Origin of the sequence: Tabrizicola oligotrophica (assembly GCF_011008935.1) — a bacterium.
In the GTDB taxonomy this organism is placed as follows: domain Bacteria; phylum Pseudomonadota; class Alphaproteobacteria; order Rhodobacterales; family Rhodobacteraceae; genus Tabrizicola_A; species Tabrizicola_A oligotrophica.
The window spans coordinates 312,953-327,759 of sequence record NZ_JAAIVJ010000002.1 but is presented as its reverse complement, the minus strand read 5'-3'; the positions used below and the strand labels follow the sequence as shown (position 1 = coordinate 327,759).

Annotated in this window: 13 protein-coding genes; 5 read left to right on the top strand and 8 right to left on the bottom strand. The window is 65.9% G+C overall.

What is annotated here, in order from left to right:
- Nucleotides 1-9 precede the first annotated feature (9 nt).
- Nucleotides 10-1,128: an alanine dehydrogenase gene (gene ald / locus G4Z14_RS05655; protein ID WP_164623813.1), complete on the top strand. Its 1,119-nt coding sequence runs from the start codon at nucleotides 10-12 to the stop codon at nucleotides 1,126-1,128.
- A 118-nt stretch (nucleotides 1,129-1,246) separates the two neighbouring features.
- Here the strand turns inward: ald and mscL are convergent, their stop codons facing one another.
- From mscL to G4Z14_RS05630, 5 genes are all read right to left on the bottom strand, one after another.
- On the bottom strand, nucleotides 1,247-1,657 hold the full coding sequence (mscL, locus tag G4Z14_RS05650) for a large conductance mechanosensitive channel protein MscL (protein ID WP_164623812.1): 411 nt from the start codon (nucleotides 1,655-1,657) through the stop codon (nucleotides 1,247-1,249).
- Between the two features lie 140 nt (nucleotides 1,658-1,797).
- Nucleotides 1,798-4,140 (bottom strand): aldehyde dehydrogenase family protein, encoded by a 2,343-nt coding sequence (locus G4Z14_RS05645; RefSeq protein ID WP_164623811.1) that lies wholly within the window; start codon nucleotides 4,138-4,140, stop codon nucleotides 1,798-1,800.
- Between the two features lie 179 nt (nucleotides 4,141-4,319).
- A complete protein-coding gene (gene deoC, locus G4Z14_RS05640) occupies nucleotides 4,320-5,312 on the bottom strand; it encodes a deoxyribose-phosphate aldolase (RefSeq protein ID WP_164623810.1) in 993 nt (330 codons plus the stop codon).
- Nucleotides 5,313-5,473: 161 nt separating this feature from the next.
- Nucleotides 5,474-6,700, bottom strand: coding sequence for an ROK family transcriptional regulator (locus G4Z14_RS05635; RefSeq protein WP_227751547.1), 1,227 nt, complete (start codon nucleotides 6,698-6,700; stop codon nucleotides 5,474-5,476).
- Nucleotides 6,701-6,706: 6 nt separating this feature from the next.
- Nucleotides 6,707-7,123: an RbsD/FucU family protein gene (locus G4Z14_RS05630; protein WP_164623809.1), complete on the bottom strand. Its 417-nt coding sequence runs from the start codon at nucleotides 7,121-7,123 to the stop codon at nucleotides 6,707-6,709.
- Nucleotides 7,124-7,363: 240 nt separating this feature from the next.
- On the opposite strand from G4Z14_RS05630, the gene G4Z14_RS05625 reads away from it, so the two are divergent.
- From G4Z14_RS05625 to G4Z14_RS05610, 4 genes are all read left to right on the top strand, one after another.
- The gene (locus G4Z14_RS05625; protein WP_164623808.1) at nucleotides 7,364-8,377 is read left to right on the top strand and encodes a substrate-binding domain-containing protein; all 1,014 of its coding nucleotides are present in this window, start codon (nucleotides 7,364-7,366) and stop codon (nucleotides 8,375-8,377) included.
- Nucleotides 8,378-8,489: 112 nt separating this feature from the next.
- Nucleotides 8,490-9,569 (top strand): ABC transporter permease, encoded by a 1,080-nt coding sequence (locus G4Z14_RS05620; protein WP_164623807.1) that lies wholly within the window; start codon nucleotides 8,490-8,492, stop codon nucleotides 9,567-9,569.
- Complete coding sequence (locus G4Z14_RS05615) at nucleotides 9,566-10,348, top strand: ATP-binding cassette domain-containing protein (RefSeq protein ID WP_164623806.1); 783 nt, start codon at nucleotides 9,566-9,568, stop codon at nucleotides 10,346-10,348. Before G4Z14_RS05620 ends, G4Z14_RS05615 begins: the two co-directional genes overlap by 4 nt.
- Nucleotides 10,345-10,953: a nucleoside triphosphate hydrolase gene (locus G4Z14_RS05610; protein WP_164623805.1), complete on the top strand. Its 609-nt coding sequence runs from the start codon at nucleotides 10,345-10,347 to the stop codon at nucleotides 10,951-10,953. The genes G4Z14_RS05615 and G4Z14_RS05610 overlap by 4 nt, the downstream gene beginning before the upstream one ends.
- 67 nt (nucleotides 10,954-11,020) lie before the next feature.
- Here G4Z14_RS05610 and G4Z14_RS05605 read toward each other — a convergent pair whose 3' ends face one another.
- The 3 genes from G4Z14_RS05605 to G4Z14_RS05595 are packed head-to-tail and all read right to left on the bottom strand — an operon-like array spanning nucleotide 11,021 to nucleotide 14,806.
- On the bottom strand, nucleotides 11,021-11,584 hold the full coding sequence (locus G4Z14_RS05605; RefSeq protein WP_164623804.1) for a sarcosine oxidase subunit gamma: 564 nt from the start codon (nucleotides 11,582-11,584) through the stop codon (nucleotides 11,021-11,023).
- Nucleotides 11,577-14,525 (bottom strand): sarcosine oxidase subunit alpha family protein, encoded by a 2,949-nt coding sequence (locus G4Z14_RS05600; protein ID WP_164623803.1) that lies wholly within the window; start codon nucleotides 14,523-14,525, stop codon nucleotides 11,577-11,579. The genes G4Z14_RS05605 and G4Z14_RS05600 overlap by 8 nt, the downstream gene beginning before the upstream one ends.
- Entirely contained in the window at nucleotides 14,522-14,806 is a 285-nt protein-coding gene (locus G4Z14_RS05595) for a sarcosine oxidase subunit delta (RefSeq protein ID WP_164623802.1), read from the bottom strand. The genes G4Z14_RS05600 and G4Z14_RS05595 overlap by 4 nt, the downstream gene beginning before the upstream one ends.
- Between the last annotated feature and the right edge of the window lies 1 nt (nucleotide 14,807).

Here is a 14,807-nt window from a genome sequence, read left to right as displayed (position 1 = left end):
GAGAAAACCATGAAAATCGGATGCCCCAAGGAAATCAAGCCGCAGGAATTCCGCGTCGGCATGACGCCGAACGCGGCGCGCGAGGCGGTGAATGCTGGCCATGAGGTGCTGGTGGAAACCCATGCCGGCTCGGGCGCAGGGTTCTCGGATGCCGACTATGTGGCGGCGGGCGCGAAGATCATCGGCACTGCGAAGGAGATTTTCGCCAGCGCCGACATGATCGTGAAGGTCAAGGAGCCGCAGGCGGTGGAGCGCAAGATGCTGCGCGAAGGCCAGATCCTGTTCACCTACCTGCACCTTGCCCCCGATCCGGAACAGACCAAGGATTTGCTGGCCTCGGGTGCGACCTGCATCGCCTATGAAACCGTGACCGATGACCGGGGCGGCTTGCCGCTTCTGGCGCCGATGTCCGAAGTTGCGGGCCGTCTGGCGCCGCAGGTCGGTGCCTGGACGCTGCAAAAGGCCAATGGCGGGCGCGGCGTGCTGATGGGCGGTGTGCCGGGCGTGCTGCCGGCCAAGGTGCTGGTGATCGGCGGCGGCGTTGTCGGCACCCATGCGGCCAAGATCAGCGCCGGGATGGGCGCGGATGTCACGGTGCTGGACCGGTCGGTGAACCGCCTGCGCTATCTCGATGACGTGTTCGGCGGCCAGTTCAAATGCGCCTATTCCGACGCTGCCACCACCATCGAGCTGGCGCGGCAAGCCGACATGATCATCGGCGCGGTGCTGATCCCCGGCGCGGCCGCGCCGAAGCTGCTGTCGAAGGCCCAGCTCAAGGAGCTGAAGCCCGGTGCGGCGCTGGTGGACGTGGCGATCGACCAGGGCGGCTGCTTTGAAACCAGCCGCGCGACTACCCATCAGGACCCGATCTATGAGGTCGACGGCATCATGCACTACTGCGTGGCCAACATGCCGGGTGCGGTCGCCCGCACCTCGACCCTTGCCCTCGGAAACGCCACCATGCCCTTCATGCTGGCCTTGGCCAACAAGGGCTGGAAACAGGCCTGCGCCGAGGACAAGCACCTGCTCAATGGCCTCAACGTCCATGCCGGCAAGCTGACTTACGCCGCCGTCGGCGTGGCCCTTGGTCTGCCGACCATTGCGGCGGCCGAGGCACTGAAGATCTGAGGAAGGGCTCCTCCCCCTTCCCCGGAAGGGCGGTTCCCAGCCGGGGCGGCCCTTTTTTCATCGCCGGAAATGCAAAAGGCCCCCGGCAAGCGGGGGCCTTCCAAGCCTGCGTCGCGGCTTATTTCTTCAGCGCCGCCAGAATGTCCTTCAACAGGTCCACCTCCGACGGGCCAGCCGGCGCCGCCGGGGCCTCGGGCTTTTTCGGCATCAGCTTGTTCATCGCCTTCACCAGCATGAACACCACCCAGCCGATGATGACAAAGTTGATCACGGCAGTGATGAAGGCGCCATAGGCAAAGACCGCCGCGCCCGTTTCCTTGGCCGCCGCCAGCGAGGCCGGGTTGGTGCCGCTGAGGTCAAGGAACATGTCCGAGAAGTTGATCCCGCCAAGGATCAAGCCGATGATCGGATTGATGAGATCGCCGACAAGGCTGTTGACGATGGCGGTGAAGGCCGCGCCGATGATGATCCCCACGGCGAGGTCCATCACATTGCCCTTCATGAGGAAGGCCTTGAATTCCTGAATCATTTCTGTTGATCCCTTTCCTGCCTGCCGCCTTTTGTCTGGCGGCTTGTTACACACACGCCCCACCGGGGACGCCTGAATAATGCACGAAATGGTCAGGATTTCACGGGGAATTTGTCAGAGTTTCTGACAAAAGCCGCGCCTCACTCGCCATAGGGCACCCAGATGGTCTTGATTTCGGTCGCCTGCGCCAGAAACGCCCGGCCCTCGCCCGCCGCGCCCATCCAGTCGCGGGCAAGGCCATGGTTCACCCAGGTCCGCTTCAGGTTGCCCGCCGCCTCGGCCTCGATCAGACCCGAAAGCCGCGCGGACGAAAACGACCACAGCGCGTCGACATCGAGATGCCCGGCGAGCGGCTTGGCCAATTCCTTGTGACTGCCGGTCACGATGTTCACCACGCCCGCTGGCAGGTCCGAGGTCTCCAGCACCTGATAGAAATCGGTCGCGGGCAGCGGCGCGACTTCGGACGGCACCAGCACGCAGGCGTTGCCCATGGCAATCGCCGGCGCCATGACCGAGATCAGGCCCAGAAGCGGCGACTCATCGGGGCAAAGCGCGCCGATGACGCCCACGGGTTCGTTCATCGCCAGCGCCACGGCGCGCATCGGCACCTGCTTGACCTGCCCGTCATACTTGTCGGCCCAGGCGGCATAGGTGAACAGACGGTTGATCGCCGCCTCCACCTCGGCGCTGCCATCCTTGCCGGTCTGGTCCTTGATCCGGGCGGCAAATTCGGCGGCGCGGGCGGAAAGGTTCTCGCCGATATAGTACAGGATCTGCGCCTTGTTATGCCCTGTGGCCTTGCCCCAGCCCTTGGCCGCATGGGCGGCCTCGACCGCGTTGCGGATGTCCTTGCGGTTGCCAAGCCCGACATGCCCCAGAAGCTTGCCCTTGGCCGACCAGATCGCCTGCGAATACCCTCCGTCCGGCCGGGCCTGCTTGCCGCCGATATAGAGTTTCGCGGTGCGGTCGATGCCTTCGACCACCGCTTCGGCGGGTGCCGGAACCGGCTTCGGCGCCGCAAGCGGTTTCACCTTTGCGGCAGGCTTCAGATAAGCCATCAGCCCTTCCCAGCCGCCTTCGCGCCCGAACCCGCTCTCGCGCACACCGCCAAAGCCCGCCGCCGCGTCGAAAAGGTTGGTCGAGTTGACCCAGACCACCCCCGCCTTGACCTTCGGCGCCATGTCGAGCGCCAGATTGACGTTCTCGGTCCAGATGCTGGCGGCCAGCCCGTAGCGGCTGTTGTTCGCCAGGTCCACCGCCTCGCCCGGCGTGCGGAACGTCGTGCTGACCAGAACCGGCCCGAAAATCTCTTCCTGCATCAGCTTCGAGGCCGCGTGCAGCCCGGATATCAGCGTCGGCGGGTAGAAACAGCCTTCCGGCACGGCGCAGGCGGCGTGATAGACCTCGCCCTCGGTGCCCGCGACCAGCCCCTTGATGGTTTCAAGCTGCACCGGATCGACAATGGCGCCGACGTCGATGCACTTGTCCAGGGGATCGCCCATGCGAAGCCCGTCCATCCGGCGCTTCAGCTTGGCGTGAAACCGCTCGGCAATCCCCTCCTGCACCAGAAGGCGACTGCCCGCACAGCAGACCTGGCCCCCGTTGAACCAGATCGCATCGACCAGCCCTTCGATGGCGCTGTCGATGTCGGCATCGTCGAACACGATGTAGGGCGACTTGCCGCCCAGCTCCAGCGTCAGCGCCTTGCCGCTGCCCGCCGTGGCGGTGCGGATCTTGCGCCCGACGCTGGTGGAGCCAGTGAAGGCGATCTTGTCGACGCCGGGATGCGCCACAACCGCCGCCCCGGTGTCGCCATCGCCGGTGACGATGTTCAGAACGCCCTTCGGCAGGCCGGCCTCGCGGCTGATCTCGGCGAACAGAAGCGCGGTCAAGGGCGTGTATTCGGCGGGCTTCAACACCACCGTATTGCCCGCCGCCAGCGCCGGGGCCACTTTCCAGGCCAGCATCAGGAGCGGGAAGTTCCACGGGATCACCGCCCCGCAGACTCCCATCGGCACGAAGCCCGGCTTCTCGCTGTCCAGAAGCTGCGCCAGACCGGCGTGATAGTAGAAATGCCGCGCCACCAGTGGAATGTCGATGTCGCGGCTCTCGCGGATCGGCTTGCCGTTGTCCATGGTTTCCAGAACAGCGAACAGCCGCGCATGCTTCTGCACCAGCCGCGCCAGCGCATAAAGCACCCGCGCCCGGCCCGCGCCGCCGATGCGCGCCCATCTGCCCTGCGCCGCCCGCGCCGTCGCCACGGCCGCCGCCACATCTTCGCCACTGCCTTGGCTGACCTCCGCCAAGACCTTGCCGGTCGCCGGATTGCGGGTTTCGAATGTGGCCGCCGGCGCAGTAAAGGCGCCGCCAATCCAATGCCCGAACCGCCCCTGATGCGCCGCAATCCAGGCCAGCGCCTCGGCATGGCCCTCGGGCGCCGGGCCGTAAGCCATGCTGTCGAAGATCTCTCGGACGGTGCTCATCGGGGGGTCCTTTCGGCAAAAGCGGCAAACGGGAACGCCCGGACCGGCCGTGCGCCTCCGGCGGGGATATTTGCACCAGTATGAAAGCCGGGGTGTCTTTCATACTGGTGCAAATATCCCGGGGTGAGCCGCCCCTTGGCGGCGAGGGGCGGCGCCCCGTCCTTTGCGCGGGCGGTCATTCAGCCCATCGCATGACGGTTCGCCGCGGAATAGTGGCCGGTCAGGTAATGTTCGAGCTGGCGCTCGATGTCGCCCAGCAGGCTGGAGGCGCCAAAGCGGAACAGCTCGGGTTGCAGCCAGGGGTGGCCCAACTCGTCCTTCATCAGCGCGAGATAGAGCAGCGCGTCCTTGGCCTTGGAAATCCCGCCTGCCGGTTTGTAGCCGACCTTGAACCCGGTGCGCGCCTCGTAGTCGCGGATGGCGCGGATCATGGTCAGCGAGACGGGCAGGGTGGCGTTCACCGCCTCTTTTCCGGTCGAGGTCTTGATGAAATCGGCCCCGGCCATCATGCAGACCAGCGAGGCGCGGGCGACGTTGCGCAGGGTCTGCAACTCGCCCGTGGCGAGGATTGCCTTGACATGCGCCGCGCCGCAGGCCGCCCGCATCTCGCGCATTTCGTCGTACAGCGCCTGCCAGTTGCCCGTCAGCACATGGCGGCGCGAGATCACGATGTCGATTTCCTTCGCGCCGACCTTCACGCTTTCGCCGATCTCGGCGAGGCGCAGATGCCAGGGCGACAGGCCGGCCGGAAATCCGGTCGAGACGGCGGCGACGGGGATAGTGCTGCCCTCCAGCGCCCGGACGGCGGTTTCCACCATGTCGTGATAGACGCAGACCGCGCCGACCGTCAGGTTCGGCACTCCAAGCGTCTGAAGCATCTCGGCCCGCACCGGCTGGCGGGCCTTGGCGCAAAGTCGTTGCACCCGGCCCGGGGTGTCATCGCCCGACAGCGTGGTCAGGTCGATCAGCGAAATGGCCTTCAGAAGCCAGGCCGCCTGATATTCCTTCTTCACCGATCGCCGCCCGCCCAGCGTTGCCGCGCGGCGTTCGATCGCCGAGGTGTTGGCCTGCACGCTTGCCACCCAGTCGAGGTCGAGCACCATCCCCGGATTGCGGGCATGGGTCAGTTGCGGCAGGAGGTTGGGCGTCGGAGTTCGGATGTCGGTCTGCATCGGGGCGGGCCCTTGGCGGCTGCGGCTGGCGGCAAGCCTGCCACGGGGCCGCTTGGCCTGTCCAGCGGTGTGGCCCTGCAAAAGGCGAATGCGGCACGGGGGTAGAAACAGGCGTCGGACCTGCAACGGACCCCGTGCATACCAGAATGGGACCAAAGGTCTCAGGCGCCGCGTTGGGCGGCGTTCTGGTCCAGGAGATAGCGCTGCGACAGCGGAATCGCTGCCGCCCCGAGCGAGCGCGCCTGCGCCCCGACTGTGCCTTCGCGCACCGCGGGCGGGGTGATCCCCGACAGGTCCAGCCGGGCCAGAGCGGCGGCGGTGCGGCTGGTGATCTCGGCCCGGATCGCGGCCGGCATCCAGCCGTCGATCAGCACGGCCTCCAGCTCCAGCAGTGTCGCGGCAGAGAGGATGGCCGAAGCGAGCCCTTCGCAGGCCTCGTCAAGCCAGGCATCCAGAACCGGGGCCGAGACCTGCCAGTAGACCGGCTGTTCCCAGAGGTGATCGGCGCTTTCCCCGGCGGCCTGCATCCTGTCCGCCAGGACCGCCAGCGAAGCCGCGTCAAACAGCCGGCGCATCCGGCCATCCGGCCCCGGCACCGGAATGGGACCGACCCCCGCCGCGTTGCCGGTGCGTCCCAGAAACAGCTGGCCGTTCAGCACCAGCCCGCCACCGATGAAGGTGCCGAAGTAGAAATACAGGAAATCGCGCGGCTTTTCCCCGGTTCCGAACACCAGTTCCGCCCCACAGGCCGAGGTGGCGTCGTTCTGCACATAGACCGGAATATCGGTGAGCGCCGCCAGATCGGCCTGAATGTCGTGGTCGCGCCAGGCGTCCATCTCGGATTGCGGCGCCCCCAGCGCCTGCACCCAGCTCCAGAGCTGGAAGGGCATTGCGACCCCCATGCCGCTGACACGCGCACGCAACGCCGGAGCAAGCGAGGCCATCAGATCGGGCAGGGCATCGGCGACAAAGGCCACGATGCCGGCGGGCGTCGGATAGCGGTAGGTGCGGCGGCGGGTATCGCGCACCTGACCGAGGAAATCGACCAGCACCAGATCGGTCGACCGCCGCCCGATCTTCAACCCCAGAAACAGCGCGCCTTCCGGGTTCAGGTGCATCGGAACCGAGGGCTGCCCGATCCGGCCCCGCACCGGCTCGCCGCGCAGCAGCAGGCCGTCCTGCTCCAGCGCGCGCATGATGACGCTGACGGTTTGCGCCGAAAGCCCGGTGATCCGGGCGATGTCGGATTTCGCCAGCGCCCCTTGCTGGCGCACCAGTGACAGCACCAGCCGTTCGTTATGGTCGCGCATCCCGGACTGGTTCGACCCGCGCAAGCCAAGATCGTCGGCGGTCTGGCGGTCGGTCACAAGGTCGGGGGCGATTGGCATGGCGTCTCAGAGTGTGGGCGGGCAAAGCGCGGCCTTGCGCAGGATGACATTGGCGAAAAGCGCGGGTTCGGAGGTGGCTACAATGGCATAGGCCGAACGGATGCGCGGGTAAAGCTGATCGCCCGGCAGCGCCGTCGCGACCATCCGGTTTTCGCGCATGAGCGCGTCGATGTGGTGATGAATCTCTCCCACCTGCGCCGGGTCGTTGTTCAGCGCCGCGCGGAAGGCCTGCTCGACCGGCAGAACTGCCAGCACCGCCTGCAAGATCGGCAGAAGCGGGATGCCATCGGCGCGGATCAGGCGGCGGGCATGTTCGGCGGCCGGATAATTGCCATCCACGAAGGCAATCTCGTCGCCATGGCCCATGGCGCGCAGCGCGTGCAGGAGGTCCGGTCCCAGAAGCGGAGAAATTCCGATCAGCATGTTGGTCGCCCCGTTGCTCGCCGCGGTGATCCCCGGCCGATTCCCGGCCCGAGGTGATATGTCTCAGGCAGCGAGACTGCGGCTTTGGGGTGCGGCTGTCAATAATAATTCACTCTGATTTATTTATCTTGACGCAGACGGGGGAATCAGGTCATCTTCCCCTTGTCGCCGGGCGCAAAGGCCCATGGCGGACGGCATCTGAATGGGGAAATCCCCTTCATTCCTTGGGAGGAAGACACGATGAAACTCAAGACCACCGCACTGATGGGCGCAGCCGCTCTGGCGTTGATGGCGGGCTCCGCCTCGGCCGCCGATCTGGCCTGCCTGATCACCAAGAATAACACCAACCCCTTCTTCGTGAAAATGAAAGAGGGTGCCGAGGCTGCCGCCGCCGCCGCCGGGCTGGATTTCCAGGCCTATGCCGGCGAAAAGGACGGCGACGCCGCGCCGCAGATCACCGCGATTGAAAACTGCATCGCCGCCGGGGCCAAGGGCATCCTGATCACCGCCTCGAATGACTCGGTCGTTCCGGCGCTGAAAGAAGCCCGCGCCGCCGGCATTCTGGTCATCGCGCTCGACACCGCGATTTCCGACCCGGAAGCCCAGGACATGACCTTCGCCACCGACAACTTCGAAGCCGGCCTGCGCATCGGCAAATGGGCGGCGGGCAAGCTGGGTGCCGAGGGCGTGGCCAGCGCCAAGATCGCCATGCTCGACATCAACAAGGACAACATCTCGGTCGACGTCGCCCGCGACACCGGCTTCCTCGTCGGCTTCGGCATCGAAGTGCCGGATCTGACCGTGATGGGTTCGGAAACCGATGCCCGCGTCATCGGCCATGAATCGTCGGACGCCAACAACGAAGGCGGCCTGCGCGCCATGGAAACCCTGCTGGCCAAGGACCCCGACATCAACGTGGTCTACACCATCAACGAACCCGCCGCCGAGGGCGCCTATCAGGCGCTGAAAGCGGCCGGCAAGGAAGGCGTTCTGGTGGTTTCGGTCGACGGCGGCTGCCCCGGCGTCAAGAGCGTGAAGGAAGGCATCATCGGCGCCACCTCGCAGCAATACCCGCTGCTGATGGCCTCGAAGGGCATCGAAGCGATCGTCACCTACGCCAAGGACGGCACCAAGCCGGCCGCGTCGGAAGGCCTGACCTTCTTCAACACCGGCGTGAACCTGGTGACCGACCAGCCGGTCGATGGCGTCGAGTCGATCGACTCGGCCAAGGGCACCGAACTCTGCTGGGGCTGATAGCGCAGTACGAGTGACTTGATTAACAGGGGGGCGGCTTTACAGTCGCCCTTCTTCATAAGCGAAGCCCCGGGCGGGTTTCGCCCAGCCATCACGGGGGGAGACCGAAGCGATGAGCACAGTAGATGAACCCACCAAGACCATTTCCGATTTCGAGGCGACGCTGAACAAGGCGGATACCGCCGTTGCCACTTTTGAAAAAGACGACAAGACCCTGACCCATGTCCTGCGCGCCCAGCTGCGCAAGAACCCGACCCTGATCCCGGCGCTGGTCCTGCTGGTCTCGATCATCGCCTTTTCCATCGTCGCCCCGCGTTTCTTCGGCATGGGCGCGCTGTCGACCGTGCTGAAGCAGACCACGGTGACCGGCTTCATCGCGCTGGCGCAGACGCTGGTGATCCTGACCGCCGGCATCGACCTGTCGGTCGGCGCCATTCTGGTGATCTCCTCGCTCATCATGGGCAATCTGGCGGTGATCTCTGGCCTGCCGGTGTTCCTCGCGGTGCTGATCGGCTTTGGCTTCGGCGGGTTGATGGGCTTTGTGAACGGCGTGCTGGTCGCCAAGATCAAGCTGCCGCCCTTCATCGTGACCCTTGGGACGCTGTCGATCTTCAACGCCCTGAAGCTGTGGTATTCGCAGTCCGAATCCATCCGCAACGCCGATATCGAGGCCAATGCCTCGGGCCTGTTGTGGTTCGGGCAGGGCTTCAACTTCAGCGGCGCTTCGCTGTCCTATGGCGGCATTACCCTGATCCTCCTGGCCGCCGCGCTGTGGTATGTGCTGAACCACACCGCCTGGGGCCGCCATGTCCATGCCATCGGCGATGACCCGGATGCCGCGATGCTCTCGGGCATCAACGTCGACCGGACGCTGATCTCGGTCTACACCGTCGCCGGCCTGATCTGCGGCTTTGCCGCCTGGATCGCGATTGGCCGCGTCGGCTCGGTCTCGCCCATCGCCTTCGACACCGTGAACCTCGGCTCCATCACCGCCGTGGTGATCGGCGGTACGTCCCTGTTCGGCGGGCGCGGCTCGATCATCGGCTCGGTTCTCGGGGCCTTCATCGTGGGCGTGTTCAACACCGGCCTGTCGCTGGCCGGGGTGGATGACTACTGGCAGATGTTCGCGGCAGGTTGCTTGGTGATCGTCGCGGTTGCACTGGATCAATGGCTGCGGAGGGCTTCGCAATGACCGTCAAACCCATCCTTGAAGCACGGGGCCTGATGAAGCGTTATGGCACGGTTGTCGCCATGAACGGGGCCGATTTTGACCTGATGCCGGGCGAGATCTGCGCGGTGATCGGCGACAACGGCGCGGGCAAGTCGACGCTGATCAAGGCGCTGTCGGGGGCCGTGACCCCCGACCACGGCGAGATCCTGCTCGACGGCCAGCCAGTGCATTTCCGCAGCCCGGACGATGCCCGCGCCATGGGCATCGAGACGGTTTACCAGAACCTCGCCATGTCACCGGCGCTGTCGATTGCCGACAACATGTTTCTGGGGCGCGAGTGGCGCAAGCCGGGCATCATGGGGTCGGTCTTCCGCCAGATGGACCGCCCCCGGATGGAGGCCTTCGCCCGCCAGAAACTGTCCGAACTTGGCCTGATGACCATTCAGGACATTTCGCAGGCCGTTGAAACCCTCTCGGGCGGCCAGCGTCAGGGCGTGGCGGTGGCCCGCGCGGCGGCCTTCGGCTCCAAGGTGGTGATCCTCGACGAACCCACTGCCGCCTTGGGCGTGAAGGAATCCCGCCGGGTGCTGGAGCTGATCCGCGATGTGCGGGCGCGGGGGATTCCGATCATCCTGATCAGCCACAACATGCCGCATGTGTTCGAAGTGGCCGACCGCATCCACATTCACCGCCTCGGCCGCCGGCTGTGCGTGATCCGCCCGCAGGACTATTCGATGTCCGATGCCGTGGCCTTCATGACCGGCGCCAAACTGCCCGAAGGCGTGACGGAAGCGGCATGACGCCGGCCGAACTGGCACAGGTGATCCGGGCGAAAGCCCCTGCGCAAGGGCGGTTTCTGACCGCCCTTGCCGGCCCTCCGGGGGCGGGCAAATCCACCCTCGCCGCCGAACTGGTCGCCGCGCTTGGGGCCGGGGCCAAGGCGGTGCCGATGGACGGGTTCCACTATGACGACGCGGTGCTGATCGCGCGCGGCGCGCGGAACCGCAAGGGCGCGCCGGACACCTTCGACGTACAGGGCTTCCGCCACCTGCTCACCCGCCTAAGGACCGAGGCCGAGGTGGCTATCCCGCTCTTTGACCGCGATCTGGAGATTTCTCGCGCCGGGGCCGACATCGTCGGTCCCGGCGACCGGCTTCTGATCGTCGAGGGCAACTACCTTTTGCTGAACGAGCCGCCCTGGCCGGACCTTGCCCCGCTTTTCGACCTGACGGTCTGGATCGACGTCCCCGAAGCCGAACTGGAGCGCCGTCTTCTGGCCCGCTGGGCGCAGCACGGCAAGACCCCCGCCGAAGCCCGCGCCTGGATCGACGGCAATGACCTGCCGAACATCCGCCGCGTGGTACAAGGCTCGCGCCCTGCCGATCTGCTGATCCACCAAGACTAAGTGGGCCATGCAGGGTGGGTGGTTCCGCGCGCCCTGCGCGGGTTCACCCACCGCCCGCGTGGCCCCCTCAGATCACCGATTTCGCAGTGACTTCCAGCGCATGCAACAGCCCCTGCGCCGAGGACCGCGGGCCGTAAAGCGTGACCGATGCCGCCGAATGGCGGATCAGATAGACGCCCAGATGTTCAATCACCGTCCGGCTGGCGTAGCCGTCGGGCAACGTCGCAAGATCAAGGTTCGACAGCCGCTCGAACAAGGCCACCAGCCCCGCGCCCGACACATCGAACCGCACCCAGGCGTCGGTCTGTTCGGTGATCGAGGCAGTTTCGCCAAAAGCGGGTTTCAGGGCCGCAACAATGTCCTCATGCGTGGCGAAGTCGGCTTCGACGAACCACATTTCGGGCGTCGTCCAGAAGGCGCTGAACACCTGCCCCCCCGCATGGGTCGACGCTGCCGGCAACGGCACCCCCGCCGTCTTGGCGGCGGCGGCAAAGTCCTTGTCCTGCCCGCGCCGCAGCGCCAGCGAGGCCAAGGCGACATCGGACCGCTCGGCAATCCGGTACGGGCCGATCTCAACCACTTCCGCCGTGTCATGCCCCAAGGCGGTCAGGGCGTTCCATTGATTAGCCACGAAGACGCTCCCCCTCAGGATCAAAGAAATGCGGGCTGACGATCTCAACCTCGGTGTCGGTCTTGGTCAGGAAGTTCACCGCCCGCATCTTGCGGCCGATCTTCTGATCCCCGGCTTTCAGGTAGCCCAGCGCGATGTCGCAACCGAGGTGCGGGCTGTAGACTTTCGCGGTCAGCCAGCCGCCATCCGACGCCAGTTCCACCGGCGCGCCGATTTCCATGAAATGGCTGCCGGCCGAAATGGAACCCTTCGGATCGACCGGCTTCACGCCGACCAAACGATAGCCGCCCGGCTGGTTCATGCCCTCGCGGCTCGACAGCACCATGCCGATGGCGTCCTTCTTCTTCGACACCATCTTGCCAAGGCCCATGTTCAGCGCGGTGGACTGGCCGTTCAACTCCCCCCCCGCCACGTGGCCCTTCTCGATGCGCATGACGCCAAGGGCTTCGGTGCCATAGACCACCGCGTCGAACTCCTTGCCGGCCTCCACCAGCTTGCGGATCAGCGCATCGCCATAGCGCGTCGGAACGGCGATTTCATAGGCGAGTTCCCCCGAGAACGAGATGCGGAACAGCCGCCCGCGCTGGCCCTGAATGGTGATGTTGCCCGCGCCCATATAGGGGAAGGCGGCGTCGGAGATATCCTGATCCACCAGCTTTTGCAGCAGCTTCCGCGCATTCGGACCTGCGACGGAATATTGCGCCCAGGCCTCGGTGGTGGAAATCAACTGCACGTCCATGTCGGGCCAGAGGCACTGCCGGCAGTATTCCAGATGCCGGAACACCGTCACCGCATTGGCGGTGGTGGTGGTCATCACGAATTCGTTCTGCCCCATCCGGGCCGTGGTGCCGTCGTCGAACACCATGCCATCCTCGCGCAGCATCAGGCCATAGCGGCACTTGCCGACCGCCAGCGTCGAGAAGGTGTTGCAATAGACCCGATCCAGAAACGCCCCGGCGTCGGTACCCTGAATGTCGATCTTGCCAAGCGTCGTCACATCACAGATGCCGACCGATTTCCGCGTTGCCAGAACCTCGCGGTCCACGCTCTCGCGCCAGGTGGTCTCGCCGAGTTTCGGCACCCATTGCGTGCGCAGCCAGTTGCCGACCTCGACAAAGACCGCGCCCTGCTCGGAGGCCCATTTGTGGCTGGGCGTCAGGCGGAAGGGCTTGAACTCCTTGCCGCGCGACCGGCCTGCCAAGGTGCCCATGGCCACCGGCGTATAGGGCGGGCGGTAGATGGTGGTTCCGGTCGCCGGGATCGACTGGCCGGTCAGTTCGGCCATCACCGCAAGGCCCAGCACGTTGCCGGTCTTGCCTTGGTCGGTCGCCATCCCGAGCGTGGTGTAGCGTTTCAGATGCTCGACCGAGGTGAAGTTCTCCTTATGGGCCAGCTTCACATCCTTGACCGTCACGTCGTTCTGCGGGTCGATCCACGCCCGGCCCTTGCCCTCATGCACAAACCACAGCGGGCTGATCGCAATCGGCGCATCCTCGGCCTGCGGCAGGTCGCTGGCCTTGGCGCTGATGCCAAGGCTTTCCAGCGCCGCCAGCGCCTGCGCCTGGCCACTGGCCAGCGCGCCATGGGTCGACAAGTCTCCCCCGGCGGCGCCGGCGGCCGCCAGATTGGCAGGCCCGCCCGCACCCGGCACGAAGGCCGCAATCTCCTCGCGCCATTCCGGGCGCGAGCGATGGTGCGAGGTGATGTTGACGTTGGGATTCCAGCCACCCGAGACGCCCAAAGCCGTGCAGGCGATGGTGTCCGTCCGGCCATTCGCCAGCCGCACCGTGACCGATGCCAGACCCAGCCGGCCGGCGGAATCCACCACCTGCGCGCCCTGCAGATGACGGATGCCGGGCAAGAGATCGCCGCCTTGGCGCGAGTCGATCACCGCCGCCACGTTCACGCCCTTGGCCTGCAAGTCGCGCGCGGTGCGCAAGCCATCATCGTTGTTGGTGAACACTGCCACCCGGTCGCCCGCCGCCACGCCCCAGCGGTTGGCATAGGCCCGCAGCGCGCCTGCCAGCATCACGCCGGGCCGGTCGTTGTTCTCAAAGGCAATCGGACGCTCGGTCGCGCCGCCCGCCAGAATCGCGCGCCGGGAATAGATGCGCCACAGCGTCTGGCGCGGCTTGCCCGCCGCCGGCACTGCAAGATGGTCGCTGACCCGCTCCACCGCGCCATAGATGCCGTGGTCGAAGGCCCCAACGATGGTGGTGCGGTTCATCAGCCGGACGTTCGGCAGCGCGGCAAGTTCTGCCACGATACCCGCCGCCCAATCGGCCCCGGCCATGGCCCCGATCTCGAAGGTCTCGGCATTCAGCCGCCCGCCCATGCGGAAATCTTCATCCGCCAGAATGACCCGCGCCCCGGCCCGACCTGCGGTCAGCGCCGCCATCAGACCCGCCGGTCCCGCGCCGATCACCAGAAGATCGCAATGAGCAAAGCCCTTGTCATATTCATCCGGGTCTTCCGCCTTCGTCAGCGCGCCCAGACCCGCCGCGCGGCGGATGATCGGCTCATAGACCTTTTCCCAGAAAGCGGCGGGCCACATGAAGGTCTTGTAGTAGAACCCCGCCGTGAAGAAGGTGTTCAGCTTGTCGTTGATCGCCATGGCGTCGAACTTCAGGCTGGGCCAGGCGTTCTGGCTGGTGGCCTCCAGCCCGTCAAACAGTTCTGCCACCGTCGCCCGGGTGTTCGGCTCCTGCCGCGCGCCACTGCGCAACTGCACCAGCGCGTTCGGCTCCTCGGACCCGGCCGAGATCGGCCCGCGCGGGCGATGATACTTGAAGCTGCGCCCCATCAGCCGCACGCCATTGGCGAGCAATGCAGAGGCCAGCGTATCGCCGGGGTGGCCGGCATAGGCCTGCCCGTCGAAGGTGAAGCGGAAGGTCTGGCTGCGGTCGATCTGGCCGCCTGCGATCCGGTTTGACTGGCTCATTTCGAACGCCCCCCAGCGCGGGCCACATCGCGGGCCAGTTCCACCTTGGTGATCTCATGCGTCACGGTGTTGCGCGTCACCACGAGCCAACTGCGGTCGCCCTGTTCGTGATACCAGAGTTCCCGATGTTCCCCGGCCGGGTTGTCGCGGTTGTAGAGGTAATCGTGGAACGCCTCGATCCCCGCCGACATGCCGTCGGGCCGGTTGATGAGGTTGGCGTCCCCCAGATAGACGAATTCCTGCGCGTCACGCGGCCCCAGGATGGGATGATTGATAATCATT

What these genes read in the sequence shown, in the direction of transcription:
- G4Z14_RS05595 (WP_164623802.1), bottom strand. Translation starts at nt 14,806, where the DNA reads ATGATTATCAATCATCCCATCCTGGGGCCGCGTGACGCGCAGGAATTC.
- ald (WP_164623813.1), top strand. Translation starts at nt 10, where the DNA reads ATGAAAATCGGATGCCCCAAGGAAATCAAGCCGCAGGAATTCCGCGTC.
- G4Z14_RS05620 (WP_164623807.1), top strand. Translation starts at nt 8,490, where the DNA reads ATGAGCACAGTAGATGAACCCACCAAGACCATTTCCGATTTCGAGGCG.
- mscL (WP_164623812.1), bottom strand. Translation starts at nt 1,657, where the DNA reads ATGATTCAGGAATTCAAGGCCTTCCTCATGAAGGGCAATGTGATGGAC.
- G4Z14_RS05610 (WP_164623805.1), top strand. Translation starts at nt 10,345, where the DNA reads ATGACGCCGGCCGAACTGGCACAGGTGATCCGGGCGAAAGCCCCTGCG.
- G4Z14_RS05625 (WP_164623808.1), top strand. Translation starts at nt 7,364, where the DNA reads ATGAAACTCAAGACCACCGCACTGATGGGCGCAGCCGCTCTGGCGTTG.
- G4Z14_RS05645 (WP_164623811.1), bottom strand. Translation starts at nt 4,140, where the DNA reads ATGAGCACCGTCCGAGAGATCTTCGACAGCATGGCTTACGGCCCGGCG.
- G4Z14_RS05635 (WP_227751547.1), bottom strand. Translation starts at nt 6,700, where the DNA reads ATGCCAATCGCCCCCGACCTTGTGACCGACCGCCAGACCGCCGACGAT.
- G4Z14_RS05630 (WP_164623809.1), bottom strand. Translation starts at nt 7,123, where the DNA reads ATGCTGATCGGAATTTCTCCGCTTCTGGGACCGGACCTCCTGCACGCG.
- G4Z14_RS05600 (WP_164623803.1), bottom strand. Translation starts at nt 14,525, where the DNA reads ATGAGCCAGTCAAACCGGATCGCAGGCGGCCAGATCGACCGCAGCCAG.
- deoC (WP_164623810.1), bottom strand. Translation starts at nt 5,312, where the DNA reads ATGCAGACCGACATCCGAACTCCGACGCCCAACCTCCTGCCGCAACTG.
- G4Z14_RS05615 (WP_164623806.1), top strand. Translation starts at nt 9,566, where the DNA reads ATGACCGTCAAACCCATCCTTGAAGCACGGGGCCTGATGAAGCGTTAT.